This window comes from Streptomyces sp. NPDC051315 (assembly GCF_044455165.1).
Classification (GTDB): domain Bacteria; phylum Actinomycetota; class Actinomycetes; order Streptomycetales; family Streptomycetaceae; genus Streptomyces.
The window spans coordinates 310,944-329,918 of sequence record NZ_JBITEN010000006.1; the positions used below are offsets into that span (position 1 = coordinate 310,944).

General features: G+C 69.7%; 15 protein-coding genes. 12 read left to right on the forward strand and 3 right to left on the reverse strand.

Annotated elements, in window-relative coordinates; all coding sequences use genetic code 11:
- Window positions 1–322: 322 nt before the first annotated feature.
- The 9 genes from ngcE to ACIBBD_RS14830 all read left to right on the forward strand — a co-directional run bounded on the left by ngcE (window position 323) and on the right by ACIBBD_RS14830 (window position 12,553).
- On the forward strand, window positions 323–1,783 hold the full coding sequence (ngcE, locus tag ACIBBD_RS14790; RefSeq protein ID WP_399419756.1) for an N-acetylglucosamine/diacetylchitobiose ABC transporter substrate-binding protein: 1,461 nt from the start codon (window positions 323–325) through the stop codon (window positions 1,781–1,783).
- Between the two features lie 28 nt (window positions 1,784–1,811).
- Window positions 1,812–2,738: a carbohydrate ABC transporter permease gene (locus tag ACIBBD_RS14795; RefSeq protein WP_399419757.1), complete on the forward strand. Its 927-nt coding sequence runs from the start codon at window positions 1,812–1,814 to the stop codon at window positions 2,736–2,738.
- Between the two features lie 2 nt (window positions 2,739–2,740).
- Complete coding sequence (locus ACIBBD_RS14800; protein ID WP_399419758.1) at window positions 2,741–3,667, forward strand: carbohydrate ABC transporter permease; 927 nt, start codon at window positions 2,741–2,743, stop codon at window positions 3,665–3,667.
- Between the two features lie 262 nt (window positions 3,668–3,929).
- The gene (locus ACIBBD_RS14805; protein WP_399419821.1) at window positions 3,930–5,129 is read left to right on the forward strand and encodes an ROK family protein; all 1,200 of its coding nucleotides are present in this window, start codon (window positions 3,930–3,932) and stop codon (window positions 5,127–5,129) included.
- Between the two features lie 134 nt (window positions 5,130–5,263).
- A complete protein-coding gene (locus tag ACIBBD_RS14810; protein ID WP_399419759.1) occupies window positions 5,264–6,343 on the forward strand; it encodes a sugar ABC transporter substrate-binding protein in 1,080 nt (359 codons plus the stop codon).
- 271 nt (window positions 6,344–6,614) lie between these two features.
- Window positions 6,615–7,406 carry an ATP-binding cassette domain-containing protein gene (locus ACIBBD_RS14815; protein ID WP_399419760.1) on the forward strand — a complete coding sequence of 264 codons (792 nt, stop codon included), beginning with the start codon at window positions 6,615–6,617 and terminating at the stop codon, window positions 7,404–7,406.
- Window positions 7,403–8,758 (forward strand): sugar ABC transporter permease, encoded by a 1,356-nt coding sequence (locus ACIBBD_RS14820; RefSeq protein ID WP_399419761.1) that lies wholly within the window; start codon window positions 7,403–7,405, stop codon window positions 8,756–8,758. Before ACIBBD_RS14815 ends, ACIBBD_RS14820 begins: the two co-directional genes overlap by 4 nt.
- A 204-nt stretch (window positions 8,759–8,962) precedes the next feature.
- Entirely contained in the window at window positions 8,963–10,891 is a 1,929-nt protein-coding gene (gene dxs, locus ACIBBD_RS14825; protein ID WP_399419762.1) for a 1-deoxy-D-xylulose-5-phosphate synthase, read from the forward strand.
- A gap of 138 nt (window positions 10,892–11,029) precedes the next feature.
- Complete coding sequence (locus tag ACIBBD_RS14830; RefSeq protein ID WP_399419763.1) at window positions 11,030–12,553, forward strand: amino acid permease; 1,524 nt, start codon at window positions 11,030–11,032, stop codon at window positions 12,551–12,553.
- Window positions 12,554–12,785: 232 nt separating this feature from the next.
- Here the strand turns inward: ACIBBD_RS14830 and ACIBBD_RS14835 are convergent, their stop codons facing one another.
- A complete protein-coding gene (locus tag ACIBBD_RS14835) occupies window positions 12,786–13,190 on the reverse strand; it encodes an NTP pyrophosphohydrolase (RefSeq protein ID WP_399419764.1) in 405 nt (134 codons plus the stop codon).
- A 79-nt stretch (window positions 13,191–13,269) separates the two neighbouring features.
- Between ACIBBD_RS14835 and ACIBBD_RS14840 the strand changes: the two genes are divergently transcribed.
- The 3 genes from ACIBBD_RS14840 (at window position 13,270) to ACIBBD_RS14850 (ending at window position 15,573) form a co-directional block, all read left to right on the forward strand.
- Window positions 13,270–14,289 carry a hypothetical protein gene (locus ACIBBD_RS14840; protein WP_399419765.1) on the forward strand — a complete coding sequence of 340 codons (1,020 nt, stop codon included), beginning with the start codon at window positions 13,270–13,272 and terminating at the stop codon, window positions 14,287–14,289.
- Window positions 14,290–14,711: 422 nt separating this feature from the next.
- The gene (locus tag ACIBBD_RS14845; protein ID WP_399419766.1) at window positions 14,712–15,401 is read left to right on the forward strand and encodes a hyaluronoglucosaminidase; all 690 of its coding nucleotides are present in this window, start codon (window positions 14,712–14,714) and stop codon (window positions 15,399–15,401) included.
- Between the two features lie 10 nt (window positions 15,402–15,411).
- On the forward strand, window positions 15,412–15,573 hold the full coding sequence (locus tag ACIBBD_RS14850; protein WP_399419767.1) for a hypothetical protein: 162 nt from the start codon (window positions 15,412–15,414) through the stop codon (window positions 15,571–15,573).
- Window positions 15,574–15,627: 54 nt separating this feature from the next.
- On the opposite strand, the gene ACIBBD_RS14855 is transcribed toward ACIBBD_RS14850, so the two are convergent.
- Entirely contained in the window at window positions 15,628–17,757 is a 2,130-nt protein-coding gene (locus tag ACIBBD_RS14855) for a 3-hydroxyacyl-CoA dehydrogenase NAD-binding domain-containing protein (RefSeq protein ID WP_399419768.1), read from the reverse strand.
- Window positions 17,754–18,971: a thiolase family protein gene (locus ACIBBD_RS14860; RefSeq protein WP_399419769.1), complete on the reverse strand. Its 1,218-nt coding sequence runs from the start codon at window positions 18,969–18,971 to the stop codon at window positions 17,754–17,756. Before ACIBBD_RS14860 ends, ACIBBD_RS14855 begins: the two co-directional genes overlap by 4 nt.
- Between the last annotated feature and the right edge of the window lie 4 nt (window positions 18,972–18,975).

The window sequence follows — 18,975 nt, forward strand, 5'->3', positions numbered from 1 at the left end:
GGACAACGTTGTCCCCGTCGTCGCGCAGAAATCAGTAGGTGGCCAAGTGGTGAGTGGTGTCAAGAACGTTGATTGCGCCAGGCGAGACAGACGGCGTGGGTTTTTCCGGCACGGAAGCACGGTCGGTTCCGGTGTCCGGGAGGTCTCAACTCGGAAAAGACCCAGGGCCGACCTTGCGTTCGATCTTGCCCCACTGGCGAGAAGTGGACTATACCTGTCGGCGATTCACGCGAGCGATCCGCACGACCCTGCTTGACCCGACCGCGGTGCCGGGAAGGATCCCGTCCACCGCCTGAGTCCTGGAGAAGGCGAGGACTTGAGCATGGGATCCACTTCGGCATCGGCTTCCGAGAACAACGAATCCGCGGGTGTGGGCCGCCGCGATCTGATCAGGCGATCCGCGGCACTCGGCCTGATCTCCGTCCCCACGATGAGTTTCCTCTCGGCCTGTGCCAGCAGCGGGGGCGGCGGCGACGACAAGGCGAAAGCCGGCGAGAAGACCGAGCGGAACCCGCTCGGCGTCAACGACACCGCACCGATGGAATTCGTCCTGTTCGACGGCGGCTTCGGCAAGGAGTACGCCGAGGACGCGGTGAAGGTCTACGAAAAGGACTTCCCCGGGGTCGAGGTGAAGTTCTCGGCCACCCAGAAGATCCAGTCCACGCTCCAGCCCCGCTTCAACCAGGGCACCCCGCCCGACCTCATCGACAACTCCGGCGCCGAGCAGATGGACATGGGCGTCCTGGTCGGCAAGAACCAGCTCGCCGACCTCACCCCGCTGCTCGACGCGCCCTCCTACGACGACCCGGACAAGAAGGTCCGCGACACCCTGCGCCCCGGCATCGTGGAGATGGGCCAGTTCGACGGCGACCCCGTCTGGATCCTGTACTACGCCTACACGGTCTACGGCGTCTGGTACTCCCAGAAGGCCCTGGACTCGCTCGACGCCACGTACCCCGAGACCTGGGACGAGATGCTCGCCGTCTGCGAGAAGGCCAAGAAGAAGGGCATCGCGGGCTGGACCTACGCGGGCAAGTACCCCTATTACCTCCCCTTCTCGCTGTATCCGATGATCGGCAAGGTCGGCGGCCGCGACGTCCTCGACGCCATCGACAACCTGGAGCCCAAGGCCTGGGAACATCCGGCGGTCAAGGCGTGTTTCGAGGCCTACTACGAGCTCTACCGGAAGGGTTACGTCCTCAGGGGCACCCCGGGCCTGGACCACATCCAGTCGCAGACCGCCTGGGCCAAGGGCAAGGCGCTGTTCCTCCCGAACGGCTCCTGGGTGGAGAACGAGTCGGCCAACGTCATCCCCGCCGACTTCGACCTCGCGGTCTCCGCGCCCACCGGCCTCGACTCCTCGGACAAGATGCCCTTCGGCACCATCTGGGCCTCCGGCGGCGAGCCGTTCATCGTGCCGGCCAAGGCGAAGAACGCGGCGGGAGGCATGGAGCAACTGCGCATCATGCTCAGCGAGGCGTCGTCGAAGAACTTCACCGCCAAGGTGAAGTCGCTGACCGCCTACGACGGCGGCACCGACGGCATCACCCTCACCCCCGGACTCAGGTCGGGTGTCGCCGCGCTGGAGAAGGCCGGCGAGAACGTGGTGAATCCGCGACTGCAGGACTGGTACGTCCAGTTGCAGAAGGAGAAGATCGGGGTGTCCGGGCTCGGCGAGATGATGGCCGGCCGTCTCACCCCGGCCGAGGCCGTCAAGAAGATCCAGGGCTTCGCCGACGAGACCGCGAAGGACGGCTCGATCAAGCACTACAAGCACCAGTAACCGGCATTCTCACGACACCGGAGTGGTGATGCAGCACGGCAAGTACCGGTTCATCGTGGGGTTTCTGGCGCTGCCCCTGGGACTGTACGCGCTCTTCGTGGTCTGGCCGTTCCTCCAGTCCATCTACTACTCGTTCACGGACTGGACCGGTCTGAGCCCCGCATTCGAGATGGTCGGCCTCGACAATTACCGCAGGATGCTGGACGACGACATCTTCTGGAAGTCCTTGCGGCACAGCCTGCTGTTCGCGGTGGTACTGCCGCTGGTGACGATCGGGCTGGCGCTGTTCTTCGCCTTCATGATCAATGTCGGCGGACGCAGGAGAAAGGGCGGCCCGGCGATCTCCGGCGTCCGGGGCTCCTCCTTCTACAAGATCGTCTATTTCTTTCCGCAGGTGCTGTCGATCGCCATCGTCGCGCTGCTGTTCGCCTTCGCCTACAACCCTGACAGCGGCGCGATCAACTCGGTCCTGCGCGGCGTCGGTCTGGACGGCGTCCAGCCGCTCTGGCTCGGCGACCCCGACCTCGCGCTGTGGTGCGTGATGGCGGTACTCGTCTGGTCCACGGTCGGCTTCTTCGTGGTCCTCTTCTCCGCCGGCATGGCCTCCATCCCGGCGGACCTGTACGAGGCCGCGCTGCTCGACGGCGCCAACCGGTCCACCACGTTCTTCCGCGTCACCCTGCCGCTGCTGTGGGACACCGTGCAGTCCGGCTGGGTGTACCTGGGCATCCTCGCCCTCGGCGCGGAGTCCTTCGCGGTCGTCCAGATCATGACGACCGGGCCCGGCGGCCCCGACTACTCGACCACCGTCATGGTCCTGTACGTGTACCAGAAGGCCTTCCGTGACGGTCAGGCCGCCTACGCCACCACCATCGGGGTCGCCCTGCTCGTCGTCACGCTGGCCTTCGCCGCGGTCGTGCTGCGGCTGGGGCGGCGCGAGCGGCTGGAGTACTGATCATGAAGACGACGGAACCTCCCGCGCCCGTGCCGGCCGAGTCCGGCGCGCCCGTCACCAAGGCCGGCCCGCCCGAGGCCGGGAAGCCGCCCGCGCGCCGGCCGGAGGGCCAGGTCCTCAACGCCTTCTCGCACGGCATCCTCGTCGTCTGGGCGGTCATGGTCGTGCTGCCGCTGCTGTGGGCGGTGATGACCTCCTTCAAGGACGACAGCTCCATCTTCGGCTCGCCGTGGTCGCTGCCGGACAGGCTGCACGTCGACAACTGGGCCCGGGCGTGGACCGAGGCCCACATGAGCGACTACTTCCTGAACACCGTCCTGGTGGTGGGCGGTTCGCTCGTCGGCACGCTGGTCCTCGGCTCGATGGCGGCGTACGTCCTCGCCCGGTTCGACTTCCCGGGCAACCGCTTCGTCTACTACCTCTTCATCGGCGGCATGAGCTTCCCGGTCATGCTGGCGCTGGTGCCGTTGTTCTACGTGGTGAACAACATGGGACTGCTGAACACCATCCACGGCCTGATCCTGGTCTACATCGCCTACTCGCTGCCGTTCACGGTGTTCTTCCTGACGGCGTTCTTCCGCACGCTGCCCACGTCCGTCGCGGAGGCGGCCTTCGTCGACGGCGCCTCGCACAGCCGGACGTTCTTCCAGATCATGCTGCCGATGGCCCGGCCCGGCCTGATCAGCGTCGGGATCTTCAACTTCCTGGGCCAGTGGAACCAGTACATGCTGCCCACGGTCCTCAACACCGACCCCGACCGGCGCGTCCTCACCCAGGGTCTGGTCCAACTGGCCGTCAGCCAGGGCTACAAGGGGGACTGGTCCGGCCTCTTCGCGGGTCTGGTGATGGCGATGCTGCCGGTCCTCGCCGCGTACGTCGTCTTCCAGCGGCAGGTGGTGCAGGGGCTCACGGCGGGGGCGCTGAAGTAACGCGGCCTCCACCCCTGACGGGACCGCGCCGGCCGCGGGGATCCCGCGGAGCCCCACAACCCGTGAAGCCCGAGCTCAACGCTGCGCAACCGCTCCTGCACCCCCGGCGACCACCGGGTGCACCCCTGCGCGCCCCTGTGTTCGACTGAGCGGATGCTGTTCAACCTCTTGACGGGAGGCGACCCGAACAGCTCAGCTTAGAGTTCACTAGTTGGACATGGACGGGGCCCCATCGCTGCGGTCCCGCGCGCAGGAGGTCGTCGTGGAGACTCCGGGGTCGCAGTCGTCGCTGCACCGAGCCAACCTGGAGCGGGTCGTACGCGCGGTGCGTCTGGCCGGGTCCCTCACGCAGGCGGAGATCGCCCGGACCACCGGTCTGTCCGCGGCAACCGTCTCCAACATCGTGCGCGAGCTGAAGGACGGCGGAACCGTCGAGGTCACGCCCACCTCGGCCGGCGGACGCAGGGCCCGCAGCGTCAGCCTCAGCGGTGACGCCGGCATCGTCATCGGGGTCGACTTCGGCCACACCCATCTCCGCGTGGCCGTCGGCAACCTCGCCCACCAGGTCCTGGCGGAGGAGTCAGAGCCGCTGGACGTGGACGCCTCCTCGACCCAGGGCTTCGACCGGGCGGAACAGCTGGTCAACCGGCTCCTCGAAGCCACCGGAGTCGACCGTGCGAAGATCGCCGGGGTGGGGCTCGGCGTGCCCGGCCCCATCGATGTGGAGTCCGGCACGCTCGGCTCCTCCGCCATCCTGCCCGGCTGGATCGGCACCCGCCCCGCCGAGGAACTGCGCGGCCGCCTCGGTGTGGCCGTCCACGTGGACAACGACGCCAACCTCGGCGCCCTCGGCGAGATGGTCTGGGGCAGCGGCAGAGGCGTACGTGATCTTGCTTACATCAAGGTCGCGAGCGGTGTCGGCGCCGGTCTGGTGATCGACGGGAAGATCTACCGGGGTCCCGGCGGGACTGCGGGAGAAATCGGACATATTACCCTTGATGAGTCCGGCCCGGTCTGCCGCTGCGGAAACCGGGGCTGCCTGGAGACCTTCACGGCCGCCCGCTACGTGCTGCCACTGCTCCAGCCCAGCCACGGCACGGATCTCACCATGGAAGGCGTCGTACGGCTGGCCAGGGACGGTGACCCGGGCTGCCGTCGGGTGATCGCCGACGTCGGCCGCCACATCGGCAGTGGAGTCGCCAACCTGTGCAACCTGTTGAACCCGAGCCGGGTGGTGCTCGGCGGTGATCTCGCCGAGGCCGGTGAGCTGGTGCTCGGGCCGATCAGGGAGTCCGTCGGCCGCTACGCGATCCCCAGCGCGGCACGCCAACTCTCCGTGCTTCCCGGGGCACTCGGGGGCCGCGCGGAGGTGCTCGGAGCCCTCGCTCTCGCGCTCAGCGAGATGGGTGATTCGACCCTTTTGGACGGCACCCTGTCGACTGCGGCACCCGCCTTCACTTAGAGAACGAATGACCCCGTTGCCATCTCGTTAAGTATTTACTTCTTGACGTCGCACGTGTGGCCGAGTTGACTTCCTGCCACCTCGGCCGCAGCGCTGCGGCCCTGTCAGGGAGGCACACCCCAATGAACGCAACGATGCGTAGAGTCGTGATCGGCGCCACCGCCGTCTCCATGGCCCTGTCGATTGCCGCGTGCGGCAAGGCGGGCGGCGACGACTCCGGCAGCAGCAGCTCGGACAGCAAGTCGATCGGCCTGCTGCTCCCCGACAGCGTCACCGCTCGCTACGAGAAGTTCGACAAGCCGCTCTTCGAGGCCAAGGTCAAGGAGCTCTGCTCCGACTGCGACGTCCAGTACGCGAACGCCGCCGCCGACCCGGCCAAGCAGGCTCAGCAGATGAGCAGCATGGTCACCAAGGGCGTCAAGGTCATCGTGGTCTCCGCCCAGGACTCCGCCGCCATCAAGTCCTCCATCCAGTCCGCGGTGGACAAGGGTGTCAAGGTCATCGCGTACGACCGCCTCGCGCAGGGCCCGGTCTCCGCCTACGTGTCCTTCGACAACGTCAAGGTCGGCGAGCTCCAGGGCCAGGCCCTGCTCGACGCCCTCGGCGCCAAGGCGACCACCAAGTCGAAGATCGTCATGATCAACGGTGACGACGCCGACCCGAACGCCGGCCAGTTCAAGGAAGGCGCCCACAAGGCCCTCGACGGCAAGGTCACCATCGCCTACGAGCAGTCGGGCCTGTGGAAGGACACCGTCGCCGCGCAGAAGATGTCCGCCGCCATCACCCAGCTGGGCGCGAAGAACATCGCGGGCGTCTACTCCGCCAACGACGGCATGGCCGGTGGTATCGCCAACACCCTCAAGGGCGCGAAGATCAGCGGCATCCCGCTGACGGGCCAGGACGCGGAGCTCGCGGGCATCCAGCGCATCGTCGCCGGCACCCAGTCCTCCACCGTCTACAAGGCCTTCAAGCCGGAGGCCGACGCCGCCGCCCAGCTCGCGGTCAACCTGCTCGAGGGCAAGGACATCAAGTCCCTGGCCACGCAGACGCTGACCAGCGGCTCCGGCGACAAGGTGCCCTCCCAGCTGCTGACTCCGGTCTCCGTCACCAAGGCCAACATCAAGGACACGGTGATCAAGGACAAGCTGTACACGGTCCAGGAGATCTGCACCGCCGAGTACGCCGCCGCCTGCAAGGCCGCCGGCCTGCAGTAGTCACGCGCACATCGCGCCACCGGCTCGGGTCCCGCCCAGGGACCCGGGCCCGACGACCGCCGAGCGGTCCCGCGAGACCCCGCCGACGCCTGCCCCGCCTTCACACCCCGCTGCGGGGCGGGCGTCGGACGGAACCGTTGCCAAGCGCCGCGGACTCGCGCATGTTCATCTTGTAAACCTCGTGCGTCCACGCCGCGACCGCGCGCATGACGCACACCCTTCCGCGCCTTTCCCACAGCGCGGCATCCCCGCCGGTCAGGCGGCGAAGGAGATGGTTCACGTGTCCGCTACGCCCGTGCTGGCGTTGCGCGGAGTCTCCAAGCGATTCGGTGCGGTCCAGGCACTCACCGACGTCGAACTGGAGGTCCACGCCGGAGAAGTCGTCGCCCTGGTGGGCGACAACGGCGCAGGTAAGTCCACTCTGGTCAAGACGATCGCGGGTGTCCACCCCATCGATGACGGCGTCATCGAGTGGGAGGGCAAGCCGGTCAGCATCAACAAGCCGCACGACGCCCAGGGACTCGGTGTCGCGACGGTCTACCAGGACCTCGCGCTCTGCGACAACCTCGACGTGGTCGGCAACCTCTACCTCGGGCGCGAGTTGCTGCACCGAGGCGTCATCGACGAGGTGACGATGGAGAAGAACGCCCGCGAACTGCTGTCCACGCTCTCCATCCGCATCCCGAGCGTGCGCATCCCGATCGCGAGCCTCTCCGGCGGCCAGCGCCAGGTCGTCGCCATCGCCCGCGCGCTGATCGGCGACCCGAAGGTCGTCATCCTCGACGAGCCCACCGCCGCCCTCGGCGTCGAGCAGACCGCGCAGGTCCTCGACCTCGTCGAGCGGCTGCGCGAGCGCAACCTCGGCGTCATCCTCATCAGCCACAACATGGCCGACGTCAAGGCGGTCGCGGACACCGTGGCCGTGCTGCGCCTGGGCAAGAACAACGGCTCCTTCCCCGTGAAGGACACCAGCCACGAAGAGATCATCGCCGCGATCACGGGTGCCACGGACAACGCCGTCACCCGTCGTGCGGGGCGTCGCACCGCGGAGGCGGCCAAGTGAGCGACACGTCCAAGACCGTGAAGAGCGACAAGACCGAGGCCACGAAGGTCGAGAAGACCGAAGGCGTCGTGGAGGAGCAGGGGACCGTGGCCCCCGCCGACGACCCCACGGCCGCCCCGGTCGCCGTCGTCGACCCGCGTCTGCTGGTCCGCGAAGAGGGTTTCAAGGGCTACTGGACCGAGTTCAAGCGCAAGGTGAAGGGCGGCGAGCTGGGCTCGCTGCCGGTCGTCGTCGGCCTGATCGTCATCTGGACGATCTTCCAGCTGCAGAACGACCGCTTCCTGAGCGCCGACAACCTGTCGAACATCAGCTACTTCATGTCGGCCACCGGCATGCTCGCCATCGGCCTGGTGTTCGTCCTGCTGCTCGGTGAGATCGACCTGTCCGTCGGTTCCGTCAGCGGCCTGGCGTCCACCCTGTTCGCCGTGTTCGTGGTCGACAACACCATGAACCCCTGGCTGTCGCTGGCTCTGACCATCCTGACCGGTATCGGCATCGGCGCGCTGCACGGCTGGTTCTTCGCCAAGATCGGCGTACCCGCCTTCGTGGTCACCCTGGCCGGCTTCCTCGGCTGGAACGGCCTGATGCTGTGGCTGCTGGGCTCCAGCGGCACCATCAACATCCCGTCGGACTCCGGCCCGGTGCACCTGCTCGGCCAGAACTCCTTCTTCATGGACCAGGCCATCATCGGCGCCTACCTGCTGGCCGGCCTCGGGGTCGTGCTGATGCTCGTCGGCAACTTCGGTGAGCAGCGCCGTCGCCGGGCCGCGGGCGTGCCGTTCCGGCCGACCAGCGAGATCCTGATCCGGGTGGGTCTGCTCGGTGCCGCCTCCTTCGTGGCCGCGGCGGTGCTGAACAACTCCGCCGGTGTCTCCAACGCGCTGGTGATCTTCCTGGCGGCCCTGGTCATCGTCGACTTCGTGCTGCGCCGCACCACCTTCGGCCGCAAGGTCTTCGCGGTCGGCGGCGGCATCGAGGCGGCGCGCCGCGCCGGTATCAACGTGCCGATGGTCCGGATCACCGTGTTCGCCATCGCCGGTGGCTTCGCCGCGGTCGGCGGTATGTTCTTCGCCGGTCAGACGGCCAGCGCCACGCTGAACGCCGGTGGCGGCAACACGCTGATGCTGGCGATCGCCGCGGCGGTCATCGGCGGCACCAGCCTCTTCGGCGGCCGCGGCTCGGTCTGGTCCGCGCTGCTCGGCATGCTGGTCATCCAGTCCATCCAGACCGGTCTGGACCTGCTCAACATGAACACCTCCATCCAGTACATGATCACCGGTGGTGTCCTGCTCGGCGCGGTCGTCATCGACTCCGTCTCCCGCAAGAGCCAGAAGGCGGCGGGCCGCGGCTAACGCGCACGCACCGCACCCCCCCGGGGTGCCCCCTGTGCCCGGCACTCCAAGTGCCGGGCACAGGCGTGCCATAGGAACGCCCCATGCTGGGTACGGCCGACCCGTGACCTATGACGCACGGGCCGGAGTCCGCGGGCCGGGACGGAACATTAGACTCGACGGGCCCGGCAACAGCTCGATCAGCTCTACTGCAAGGAGGCACGGGTGCCGCTGCTGACCCGCATCAGGGGACCGCGCGATCTGGACCGGCTCAGCCCGGAGGAGCTGGCCCAGCTGGCAGAGGAGATCCGGACCTTCCTCGTCGACGCCGTCTCCAAGACCGGCGGCCACCTCGGACCCAACCTCGGCGTGGTCGAGCTCACCATCGCCCTCCACCGGGTCTTCGAGTCGCCCAGGGACAAGGTGCTGTGGGACACCGGCCACCAGTCCTACGTGCACAAACTGCTCACCGGCCGGCAGGACTTCTCCCGGCTGAAGATGAAGGGCGGCCTGTCCGGCTACCCCTCGCAGGCCGAGTCCGAGCACGACGTCATCGAGAACAGCCACGCCTCCACGGTGCTCGGCTGGGCCGACGGCATCGCGAAGGCCAACCAGCTCCTCGAACGCGACAGCCACGTGGTCGCCGTGATCGGTGACGGCGCCCTGACCGGCGGCATGGCCTGGGAGGCGCTGAACAACATCGCCGAGGCCAAGGACCGCCCGCTCGTCATCGTCGTCAACGACAACGAGCGCTCCTACGCCCCGACCATCGGCGGCCTCGCCAACCACCTCGCCACGCTCCGCACGACCGACGGCTACGAGCGCTTCCTCGCCCGGACGAAGGAGATCCTCGACCGCACCCCGGTCGTCGGCAAGCCGCTCTTCGACACCCTGCACGGCGCCAAGAAGGGCCTGAAGGACTTCATCGCCCCGCAGGGCATGTTCGAGGACCTCGGCCTGAAGTACGTCGGCCCCATCGACGGGCACGACATCGAGGCCCTGGAGTCGGCGCTGGCCCGCGCCAAGCGGTTCGGCGGGCCGGTCATCGTGCACTGCCTGACCGAGAAGGGCCGCGGCTACCAGCCCGCCCTCCAGGACGAGGCGGACCGCTTCCACGCCGTCGGCAAGATCCACCCCGACACCGGTCTGCCGATCTCCACCTCCGGCGCCGACTGGACGTCCGTCTTCGGCGACGAGATGGTCAAGCTGGGCGAGGAGCGCGAGGACATCGTCGCCATCACCGCCGCCATGCTCCAGCCGGTGGGCCTGGACAGGTTCGCCAAGGCCTTCCCCGACCGCGTCTACGACGTCGGCATCGCCGAGCAGCACGGCGCCGTCTCCGCGGCGGGCCTCGCGCACGCGGGGGTGCACCCCGTCTTCGCCGTCTACGCCACCTTCCTCAACCGTGCCTTCGACCAGGTCCTGATGGACGTCGCCCTGCACAAGTGCGGGGTCACCTTCGTGCTCGACCGGGCCGGCGTCACCGGCACCGACGGCGCCTCCCACAACGGCATGTGGGACATGTCGATCCTCCAGGTCGTGCCGGGGCTCAGGCTGGCCGCGCCGCGCGACGCCGACCAGGTGCGCGCCCAGCTGCGCGAGGCCGTCGAGGTCGACGACGCGCCGACCGTCGTCCGCTTCTCCAAGGGCGCCGTCGGCCCCGCCGTACCCGCCGTGGGACGGGTCGGCGGCATGGACGTGCTGCGCGAGCCCGGCACGGACCGGCCCGACGTGCTGCTCGTCTCCGTGGGCGCGCTGGCGCCCATGTGCCTGGAGATCGCCACCCTCCTCGACCAGCAGGGCATCTCCACGACCGTCGTCGACCCGCGCTGGGTCAAGCCCGTCGACGAGGCCATGGCCCCGCTCGCCGAGCGGCACCGCGTGGTGGTCACCGTCGAGGACAACTCCCGCGTCGGCGGGGTCGGCTCCACGATCGCGCAGGCCCTGCGTGACGCGGGCGTGGACGTGCCGCTGCGCGACTTCGGCATCCCGCCGCGCTTCCTCGACCACGCCTCCCGCGCCGAGGTGATGGCCGAGATCGGCCTGACCGCCCCCGACATCGCCCGCCAGGTCACCGGCCTGGTCTCCAAGCTCGACGGACGGTACGGCAGCTCGGCGGCCGAGGCCGACCCGGTGGAATCCGCCCGCGACTGACTCGCGCGAATGGGCCGACGGCACCACTGTGAAGGGTGGTGCGGTCGGCCCATCCGCGTGACTGCACCCACGCCGGGGCATACGCAGTACGCCCCCTCTCGATCATGTCGGGGACGACACAGCGTGGGAGGTAAGCCCGTGAGCAGTACCCTCTTCCGGACGAAGAAGGTCGAGCAGTCCATCCTCGACACCGAGGAGCCAGAGCACGCGCTCAAGAAATCCTTGTCCGCGCTGGACCTGACCGTCTTCGGCGTCGGTGTCATCATCGGCACCGGCATCTTCGTCCTCACCGGCACGGTGGCCAAGAACAACGCCGGCCCCGCCGTCGCCCTGGCCTTCGTCGCGGCCGGTGTCGCCTGCGCGCTCGCCGCGCTCTGCTACGCGGAGTTCGCCTCCACCGTCCCGGTGGCGGGGTCCGCGTACACCTTCTCGTACGCCTCCCTCGGGGAGCTCCCCGCCTGGATCATCGGCTGGGACCTCGTCCTGGAGTTCGCGCTGGGAACGGCGGTGGTGGCCGTCGGCTGGTCCGGCTACGTCCGCTCGCTGATGGACAACGCGGGCTGGTCCCTGCCCGAGGCGCTCAGCGGGCGGGAGGGCGCCGAGGGGTTCGGCTTCGACATCCTCGCCGCCCTCCTGGTCCTGGCGCTCACCGCCATCCTCGTCGTGGGCATGAAGCTCTCGGCGCGGATCACCGCCCTCGTGGTGGCCATCAAGGTGACCGTCGTGCTCGTCGTGATCATCGCCGGCGCCTTCTTCATCAAGGGCGACAACTACGACCCGTTCATCCCGAAGGCGCAGGAGGTGGAGGCGGGCCGCAGTCTCGACTCACCCCTCATCCAGCTGATGTTCGGCTGGGCGCCCTCCAACTTCGGCGTCATGGGCATCTTCACCGCCGCCTCGGTCGTCTTCTTCGCGTTCATCGGCTTCGACGTGGTGGCCACGGCCGCCGAGGAGACCAGGAACCCGCAGCGCGACATGCCCCGCGGCATCCTCGGCTCCCTCCTGATCTGCACCACGCTCTACGTCCTGGTGTCGATCGTCGTGACCGGCATGCAGCACTACAGCCGGCTGTCCGTGGACGCGCCCCTCGCCGACGCCTTCAAGGCCACCGGCCACCCCTGGTACGCGGGCTTCATCAGCTTCGGTGCCGCCGTCGGCCTGACCACGGTCTGCATGATCCTGCTCCTCGGCCAGACCCGCGTCTTCTTCGCGATGAGCCGCGACGGACTGCTGCCCCGCTTCTTCTCCCAGGTCCACCCGCGGTTCAAGACCCCGCACCGTCCGACCATCCTGCTCGGCGTGCTCATCGCGGTCCTGGCCGGTTTCACCAGCCTCAGCGAACTCGCCGAACTGGTGAACATCGGCACGCTCTTCGCCTTCGTGGTCGTCGCGCTCGGTGTGATCATCCTCCGCCGCAGCCGCCCCGACCTGCACCGGGCCTTCCGCACCCCCTGGGTGCCGGTCGTCCCGATCCTGTCGGTGGCCGCCTCGCTGTGGCTGATGCTCAATCTGCCCGCCGAGACCTGGACCCGGTTCGGCATCTGGATGGCGATCGGCTTCGTCGTCTACTTCCTCTACGGCCGCTCCCACAGCCGTCTGGGGCGGGGCGAGGAGACCAACGTCGACGAGGTGGCCCGCCCGGATCCCGGCGGCGACCGCTGACGACCTCGCGTCCGGCCTCCGCCCCGCGCGTCCTGCCTCGGTGGGGCGGCGGGGCCGGACCGCGTCCTCAGGAGCTCCGCACAGAAGGGGCGCCCGGCTCGCGACGCCCGGCACGCACGCTCGCCGCGTTACCGAAAGCCGCTGGTAGCTCCGCTGCAAAAACCTTCCGGCGCCTTGCGATCGCACGCACCGGACGCCGCGAGCTGATCGGACTCCTCTTTTGTCCGGAGCTCTAAGCCCCCGCCCCTCCTCGGCCCGGCCCGCCCTCACCCCGTACCGTCCGCGGTCCCGCGACCTCCGCGCCCAGGTCCGTCACGCGGCGGCGCAGCTCGCGGTCGGCCGTGACGACCAGGCGGGGGCGGTCGGCGGTGCGGGCGACCAGGTCGACGATGTGGTCGTCGCCGCTGCCGGGGGCCGACTCCACCCGTACGCCGGGCACCGGCTCCACCCCGCGGGCGGCGCCCTCGACGACGAGGACGATCTCCGCCGCACCGGGGTGCCCGGGGAGCCCGTCCGCGGCCAGCCGGTCGCGCAGCCGTTCGGCGGCGCCCCGCCGGTCCCGCCACCAGCCGTCGGGCACCGACCCGACGACGTTCGCGGCGTCGACGATCACCAACAAGGGGGAGGTGTGGTCCATGCGGCCCAGGGTCGCACGGACCGCCAACCGGGCCTCCCCGGGCGCGGGGGCGGGGAGGCGGCCGACATACAGTGAGCGGGTGAACGGCGAATGGCTCATACGAGGCCGCGATGGGCGGCTCAGTGTCTACCTGACGTCGGACGACACCGTCCTGTGCCGGGCGGAGCGTACCCGGGGCGGCCCCTGGGACCCGCCCCGCACGATGGGCGGTGACCAGAAGGTGCAGCCGGGCGGCGCCGTGGGGCAGGGCCCCGACGGCTACGCCCATCTGGCCTCCTGGCGGCCGACCGTGGCGGGGGAGGCGGGTCTGGTGCACTCCACCCACTACCGGCCCCTGCTCGCCGCCCTGGACTGGGCCCCGATCGGCCACCCCAACAAGAAGGGCGACCGCACGGGCACGCCCGCCGTGGCCGTGGACGCACAGGGGCGGGCGCACGTCTTCGTACGCAACATCGGCACCGGGATCAGCATGGTCGCCCAGAAGGAGAAGGGCGGCTGGGACCCCTGGCGCGACCTGAAGGGGCAGGGCGTGCAGGGGCCGCCGGTCGCGGTGACGGGGGAGTCCGGCCGCGTCGAGGCGTACGCCGCCGTCTCGGGGGCGATCCTGTACTGGCGGCAGGCGGAGCCCGGCACCATCCCGGTGCGGGAGGAGCCCCTGGAGGCGGCGGTCCGTCCCGGCACCCTGCGGGCCCTGGCCACCTCCCCCGAGCACACCACCCTCTTCTTCACCGACGACGACTCCGGCGACGTGTGCGCCTGGCGCCCCGGCACCAAGCCCGCCCCGCTGCTGCCCGCCGCCGGTCCCGGCCCGGTGGCCGCCGTGCGCTGCGAACTGGACGGCCACGACTGCACGGTGCTCGCCCAGCGCTCCGCGAGCGGCCGCGTCGCCTTCGCCGCGTACCCCACCGAGGAGGAGACGGCGGGAGCCTGGTGGACCGAGTCCGGCCCCCCACTGCCGGACGACGCCGTGGTGGCCCTGGCGAAGGACCACGAGGACCGCGTGGTCGCGGCGAGCCTGTCCCCGTCGACCGGCCGCCTCCTGGTCACCCGCCGCAAGGACGAGCCGGGTCTCGCGCTCAGGGCGTGGCAGGAAGTGTGAGGCGGCGCGGCCGGGGCGCGCTCGCGGTGTCCGCGCGCGTCGTCGCCCGCGGGCGGGCAGGGCCAACGGATCCGCCGGCGCGGTGGCGGACCCGCGGACCCGGGCAGCGCGTCGCCGTCGGTGTCGCCGGGCACCAGGCCCGCACGGCCGCTCCGGTCACCGGCGCCGGCCGCACGGGCCGCGCTGGTCGCCGCGACACCGAAGGGGCCTGGCTGCGGCTCCGCCGAGGCCGGTCGGGGGCGCCTTCGGCGGCCGTACCGCGTACGCCCGCGGCGGCCGGCACGCCCCACTGTCCGCCGCTCGCCTGGGCCGTCGGCTCCCGGCGGAAGGAACCCCGTTGTGCTCGTCTCGTGAGGGATGGTCACATGATCCCCACACCGCTTCGGCGGAACGAAGCGACGACACGGAAAGCGGGTTCATCCATGGCAGTGGGACGAAGAGTGTTCCTCGGCGCCTTCACCGCCGGCGCGGTCACCGTCGCCGCGGGCTCGGAGGCCGCGGCCGCCGACGGCGAGTACACGCTGTACACCTCGCCGGCCCAGTTCTACGGGGCGTCGACCACGGCCCACACGGTGACCATCAACCACAAGGCCCCGTCCGGCGACACCGCGGCACTGAACGTCACGTCGGACAACCCGGCCACCTCGGCCATGTACCTGACCGGCAAGGAGACCTCGCGCGGCACGCTGAAGATCTCGCACATGGGGTACGCCGACGGCTCGGACCCCGGTTCCTCCGGCCTCTCGATCGACCTGAGGACCTCGGGGACCGCCGCGCAGGGCATCTTCGTCACCGCGACCGACGGCCCCACCAAGGGCGCTTTGATAGTCCTGCGGAACAACCCGGGCGTGGAGGACCTCGTCGTCAAGGGCTCGGGCCGCACCGGCATCGGTATCGCCCGCGGTGCCACGCCCCAGTCGCAGCTGCACGTGGTGGCGACGGGTGACGCCCCGTCCGCCCTCCTCGCCGAGGGCGCGGTGCGCCTCGCGGACGTCGACGCCGTACCGAACAACGCGCCCGCCGCGGCCGGCGGAGGCTCCCTCTACGCCCAGGACGGCAAGCTGTTCTGGAAGGGCGGCAACGGCACGGTCACCCAACTGGCATCGGCGTAGGGGGACCAGGGTGCAACTGACCCCGGAGGAACTCATCTCAGAGTTCCACGACGCCGTGATGGAGCTGTACTTCGCCCGCAAGCGGATCGCCGTCCTGGAGGCGGAGAACGCCGAGCTGAGGGCCCGCCTCGAAGCGGCCGAGCAGCGCACGGGCACCGAGACGGCCGCATGACGAAGAGGGCCTCCGCACACCGCGGAGGCCCTCCTCACCCGCTCTGCGAGGGTGTTACGCCGGAACCGACGCCACCCCCGGAGCCAGGAACCTCTTGCCGTTCACCCGCTCCGACACGCCCTCGCGGTCCAGGTACGGCGTGATGCCGCCCAGGTGGAAGGGCCAGCCGGCGCCGGTGATCAGGCAGAGGTCGATGTCCTGGGCCTCGGCGACGACGCCCTCGTCGAGCATGAGCCCGATCTCCTGCGCCACCGCCTCCAGGACGCGCGCCCGCACCTGCTCCTCGGTGAGGACGGTGTCGCCCTGCTTCAGCAGCGCGGCGACCTCCGGGTCCAGCTCGGGCTTGCCGCTGTCGTAGACGTAGAAGCCGCGCTTGCCCGCCTCGACGACCGCCTTGAGGTTCGGGGAGACCTTGAAGCGGTCCGGGAACGCCCTGTTGAGCGTCTCGGAGACGTGCAGGCCGATGGCCGGGCCGACCAGCTCCAGCAGGACCAGCGGGGACATCGGCAGGCCCAGGGGCTCCACCGCCTTCTCCGCGACCTCGACCGGCGTGCCCTCGTCGATGACGTTCTGGACCTCGCCCATGAAGCGGGTGAGGATGCGGTTCACGACGAACGCCGGGGCGTCCTTCACCAGGACCGCGGTCTTCTTCAGCTTCTTGGCGACGGCGAACGCCGTGGCGAGGGAGGCGTCGTCGGTCTTCTCGCCGCGCACGATCTCGAGGAGCGGCAGGACGGCGACCGGGTTGAAGAAGTGGAAGCCGACGACCCGCTCGGGGTGCTTCAGCTTCGACGCCATCTCGGTGACCGAGAGGGACGAGGTGTTGGTGGCGAGGACCGCGTGCGCCGGGGCGACCGCCTCGACCTCCGCGAACACCTTCTGCTTGACACCGATCTCCTCGAACACGGCCTCGATGATGAAGTCCGCGTCCGCGAAGCCCTCGGCCTTGTCCAGGACACCGGAGACCAGGGCCTTGAGGCGGTTGGCCTTGTCCTGGTTGATCCGGCCCTTGCCGAGCAGCTTGTCGATCTCGGCGTGGACGTAGCCCACACCCTTGTCGACGCGCTCCTGGTCGATGTCGGTCAGCACGACCGGCACCTCGAGGCGGCGCAGGAACAGCAGCGCGAGCTGGGAGGCCATCAGACCGGCGCCGACGACACCGACCTTGGTGACCGGACGCGCCAGGTTCTTGTCCGGGGCGCCCGCCGGGCGCTTGCCGCGCTTCTGCACCAGGTTGAAGGCGTAGATGCCGGCGCGCAGTTCACCGCCCATGATCAGGTCGGCGAGCGCCTGGTCCTCGGCGTCGTAGCCCTGCTGGAGGTCGCCGTTCTTGGCGGCGGCGATGATGTCGAGGGCGCGGTAGGCGGCCGGGGCCGCGCCGTGCACCTTGCTGTCCGCGACGAAGCGGCCCTTGGCGACGGCCTGGTCCCAGGCCTCGCCGCGGTCGATCGCCGGGCGGTCGACGACGATCTCGCCCTTGAGGACGGACGCCGTCCAGATCAGCGACTGCTCCAGGAAGTCCGCGCCCTCGAACAGGGCGTCGGCGATCCCGAGCTCGTAGACCTGCGCGCCCTTGAGCTGCTTGTTCTGGTTGAGGCTGTTCTCGATGATCACCGAGACGGCCTTCTCCGCGCCGATCAGGTTCGGCAGCAGCGTGCAGCCGCCCCAGCCGGGGACCAGGCCGAGGAAGACCTCGGGGAGGGAGAACGCCGGGAGGGCCGCGGACACCGTGCGGTAGGTGCAGTGCAGGCCGACCTCGACGCCACCGCCCATGGCCGCGCCGTTGTAGTACGCGAAGGTGGGCACACCGAGGCCCGCGAGGCGCTTGAAGACCTCGTGGCCGCCCTTGCCGATGGCGAGCGCGTGCTCGTGCTCCTTGAGCAGTTCGACGCCCTTGAGGTCGGCGCCGACGGCGAAGATGAACGGCTTGCCGGTGATGCCGACGCCGACGATGTCGCCGTCCGCGGCCTCCTTCTCGACCTGGTCGATCGCGGTGTTGAGGTTCGCGAGGGACTGCGGCCCGAAGGTGGTCGGCTTGGTGTGGTCGAAGCCGTTGTCCAGCGTGATCAGGGCGAAGCGCCCGGCGCCCGAGGGCAGGTCCAGGTGGCGTACGTGCGCCTGGGTGACGACCTCGTCCGGGAACAGCTCGGCCGCACCCTTCAGCAGCTCAGCGGTGGTGCTCACTTGTCCCCCTCGAAGTGCGGGTTCTCCCAGATGACCGTCGCGCCCATGCCGAAGCCGACGCACATGGTGGTCAGGCCGTAGCGGACGTGCGGCTGCTCCTCGAACTGGCGGGCCAGCTGCGTCATCAGACGGACGCCGGAGGAGGCCAGCGGGTGACCGAAGGCGATGGCGCCGCCGTACTGGTTGACGCGCTCGTCGTCGTCCGCGATGCCGTAGTGGTCGAGGAAGGCCAGGACCTGGACGGCGAAGGCCTCGTTGATCTCGAACAGGCCGATGTCGGAGATGGACAGACCCGCCTGCGCGAGCGCCTTCTCCGTGGCCGGGATCGGGCCGTAGCCCATGACCTCCGGCTCCACGCCCGCGAAGGCGTAGGAGACCAGGCGCATCTTCACCGGCAGGTCGTGCTCGCGGGCGAAGTCCTCCGACGCGATGAGGGAGGCGGTGGCGCCGTCGTTCAGACCGGCCGCGTTACCGGCGGTGACCCGGCCGTGGACGCGGAACGGGGTCTTGAGACCGGAGAGGTTCTCCAGCGTGGTGCCCGGGCGCATCGGCTCGTCGGCGGTGACCAGGCCCCAGCCCGTCTCGCCGGCCTCAGGGTTCGTCCGGCGCACCGAGATCGGCACCAGGTCGGCCTGGATCTTGCCGTTGGCGTACGCCTTGGCGGCCTTCTCCTGCGAGCGCACCGCGTACTCGTCGGCGCGCAGCTTGGTGATCTGCGGGTAGCGGTCGTGCAGGTTCTCCGCGGTCATGCCCATGAACAGGGCGGACTCGTCGACCAGCTTCTCGCTGACGAACCGAGGATTCGGGTCGACGCCCTCGCCCATCGGGTGGCGGCCCATGTGCTCGACACCGCCCGCGATGGCGATGTCGTAGGCGCCGAAGGCGACGGAACCGGCGACCGTGGTGACGGCGGTCAAGGCACCGGCGCACATCCGGTCGATGGAGTAACCCGGGACCGACTGGGGCAGGCCGGCCAGGATGCCGGCGGTGCGGCCGATGGTCAGGCCCTGGTCACCGATCTGCGTGGTCGCGGCGATGGCGACCTCGTCGATCTTCTTCGGGTCGAGGCCGGGGTTGCGGCGCAGCAGCTCCCGGATCGCCTTCACGACGAGGTCGTCGGCGCGGGTCTCGTGGTAGATGCCCTTCGGGCCCGCCTTGCCGAACGGGGTACGGACGCCGTCTACGAAGACGACGTCCCTGACGGTACGAGGCACGATG

Excerpts from the sequence above, each read along its gene's own strand:
- ACIBBD_RS14800 (WP_399419758.1), top strand. The coding sequence starts at position 2,741 with ATGAAGACGACGGAACCTCCCGCGCCCGTGCCGGCCGAGTCCGGCGCG.
- ACIBBD_RS14795 (WP_399419757.1), top strand. The coding sequence starts at position 1,812 with ATGCAGCACGGCAAGTACCGGTTCATCGTGGGGTTTCTGGCGCTGCCC.
- ACIBBD_RS14810 (WP_399419759.1), top strand. The coding sequence starts at position 5,264 with ATGCGTAGAGTCGTGATCGGCGCCACCGCCGTCTCCATGGCCCTGTCG.
- ACIBBD_RS14815 (WP_399419760.1), top strand. The coding sequence starts at position 6,615 with ATGGTTCACGTGTCCGCTACGCCCGTGCTGGCGTTGCGCGGAGTCTCC.
- ACIBBD_RS14835 (WP_399419764.1), bottom strand. The coding sequence starts at position 13,190 with ATGGACCACACCTCCCCCTTGTTGGTGATCGTCGACGCCGCGAACGTC.
- ACIBBD_RS14845 (WP_399419766.1), top strand. The coding sequence starts at position 14,712 with ATGGCAGTGGGACGAAGAGTGTTCCTCGGCGCCTTCACCGCCGGCGCG.
- ngcE (WP_399419756.1), top strand. The coding sequence starts at position 323 with ATGGGATCCACTTCGGCATCGGCTTCCGAGAACAACGAATCCGCGGGT.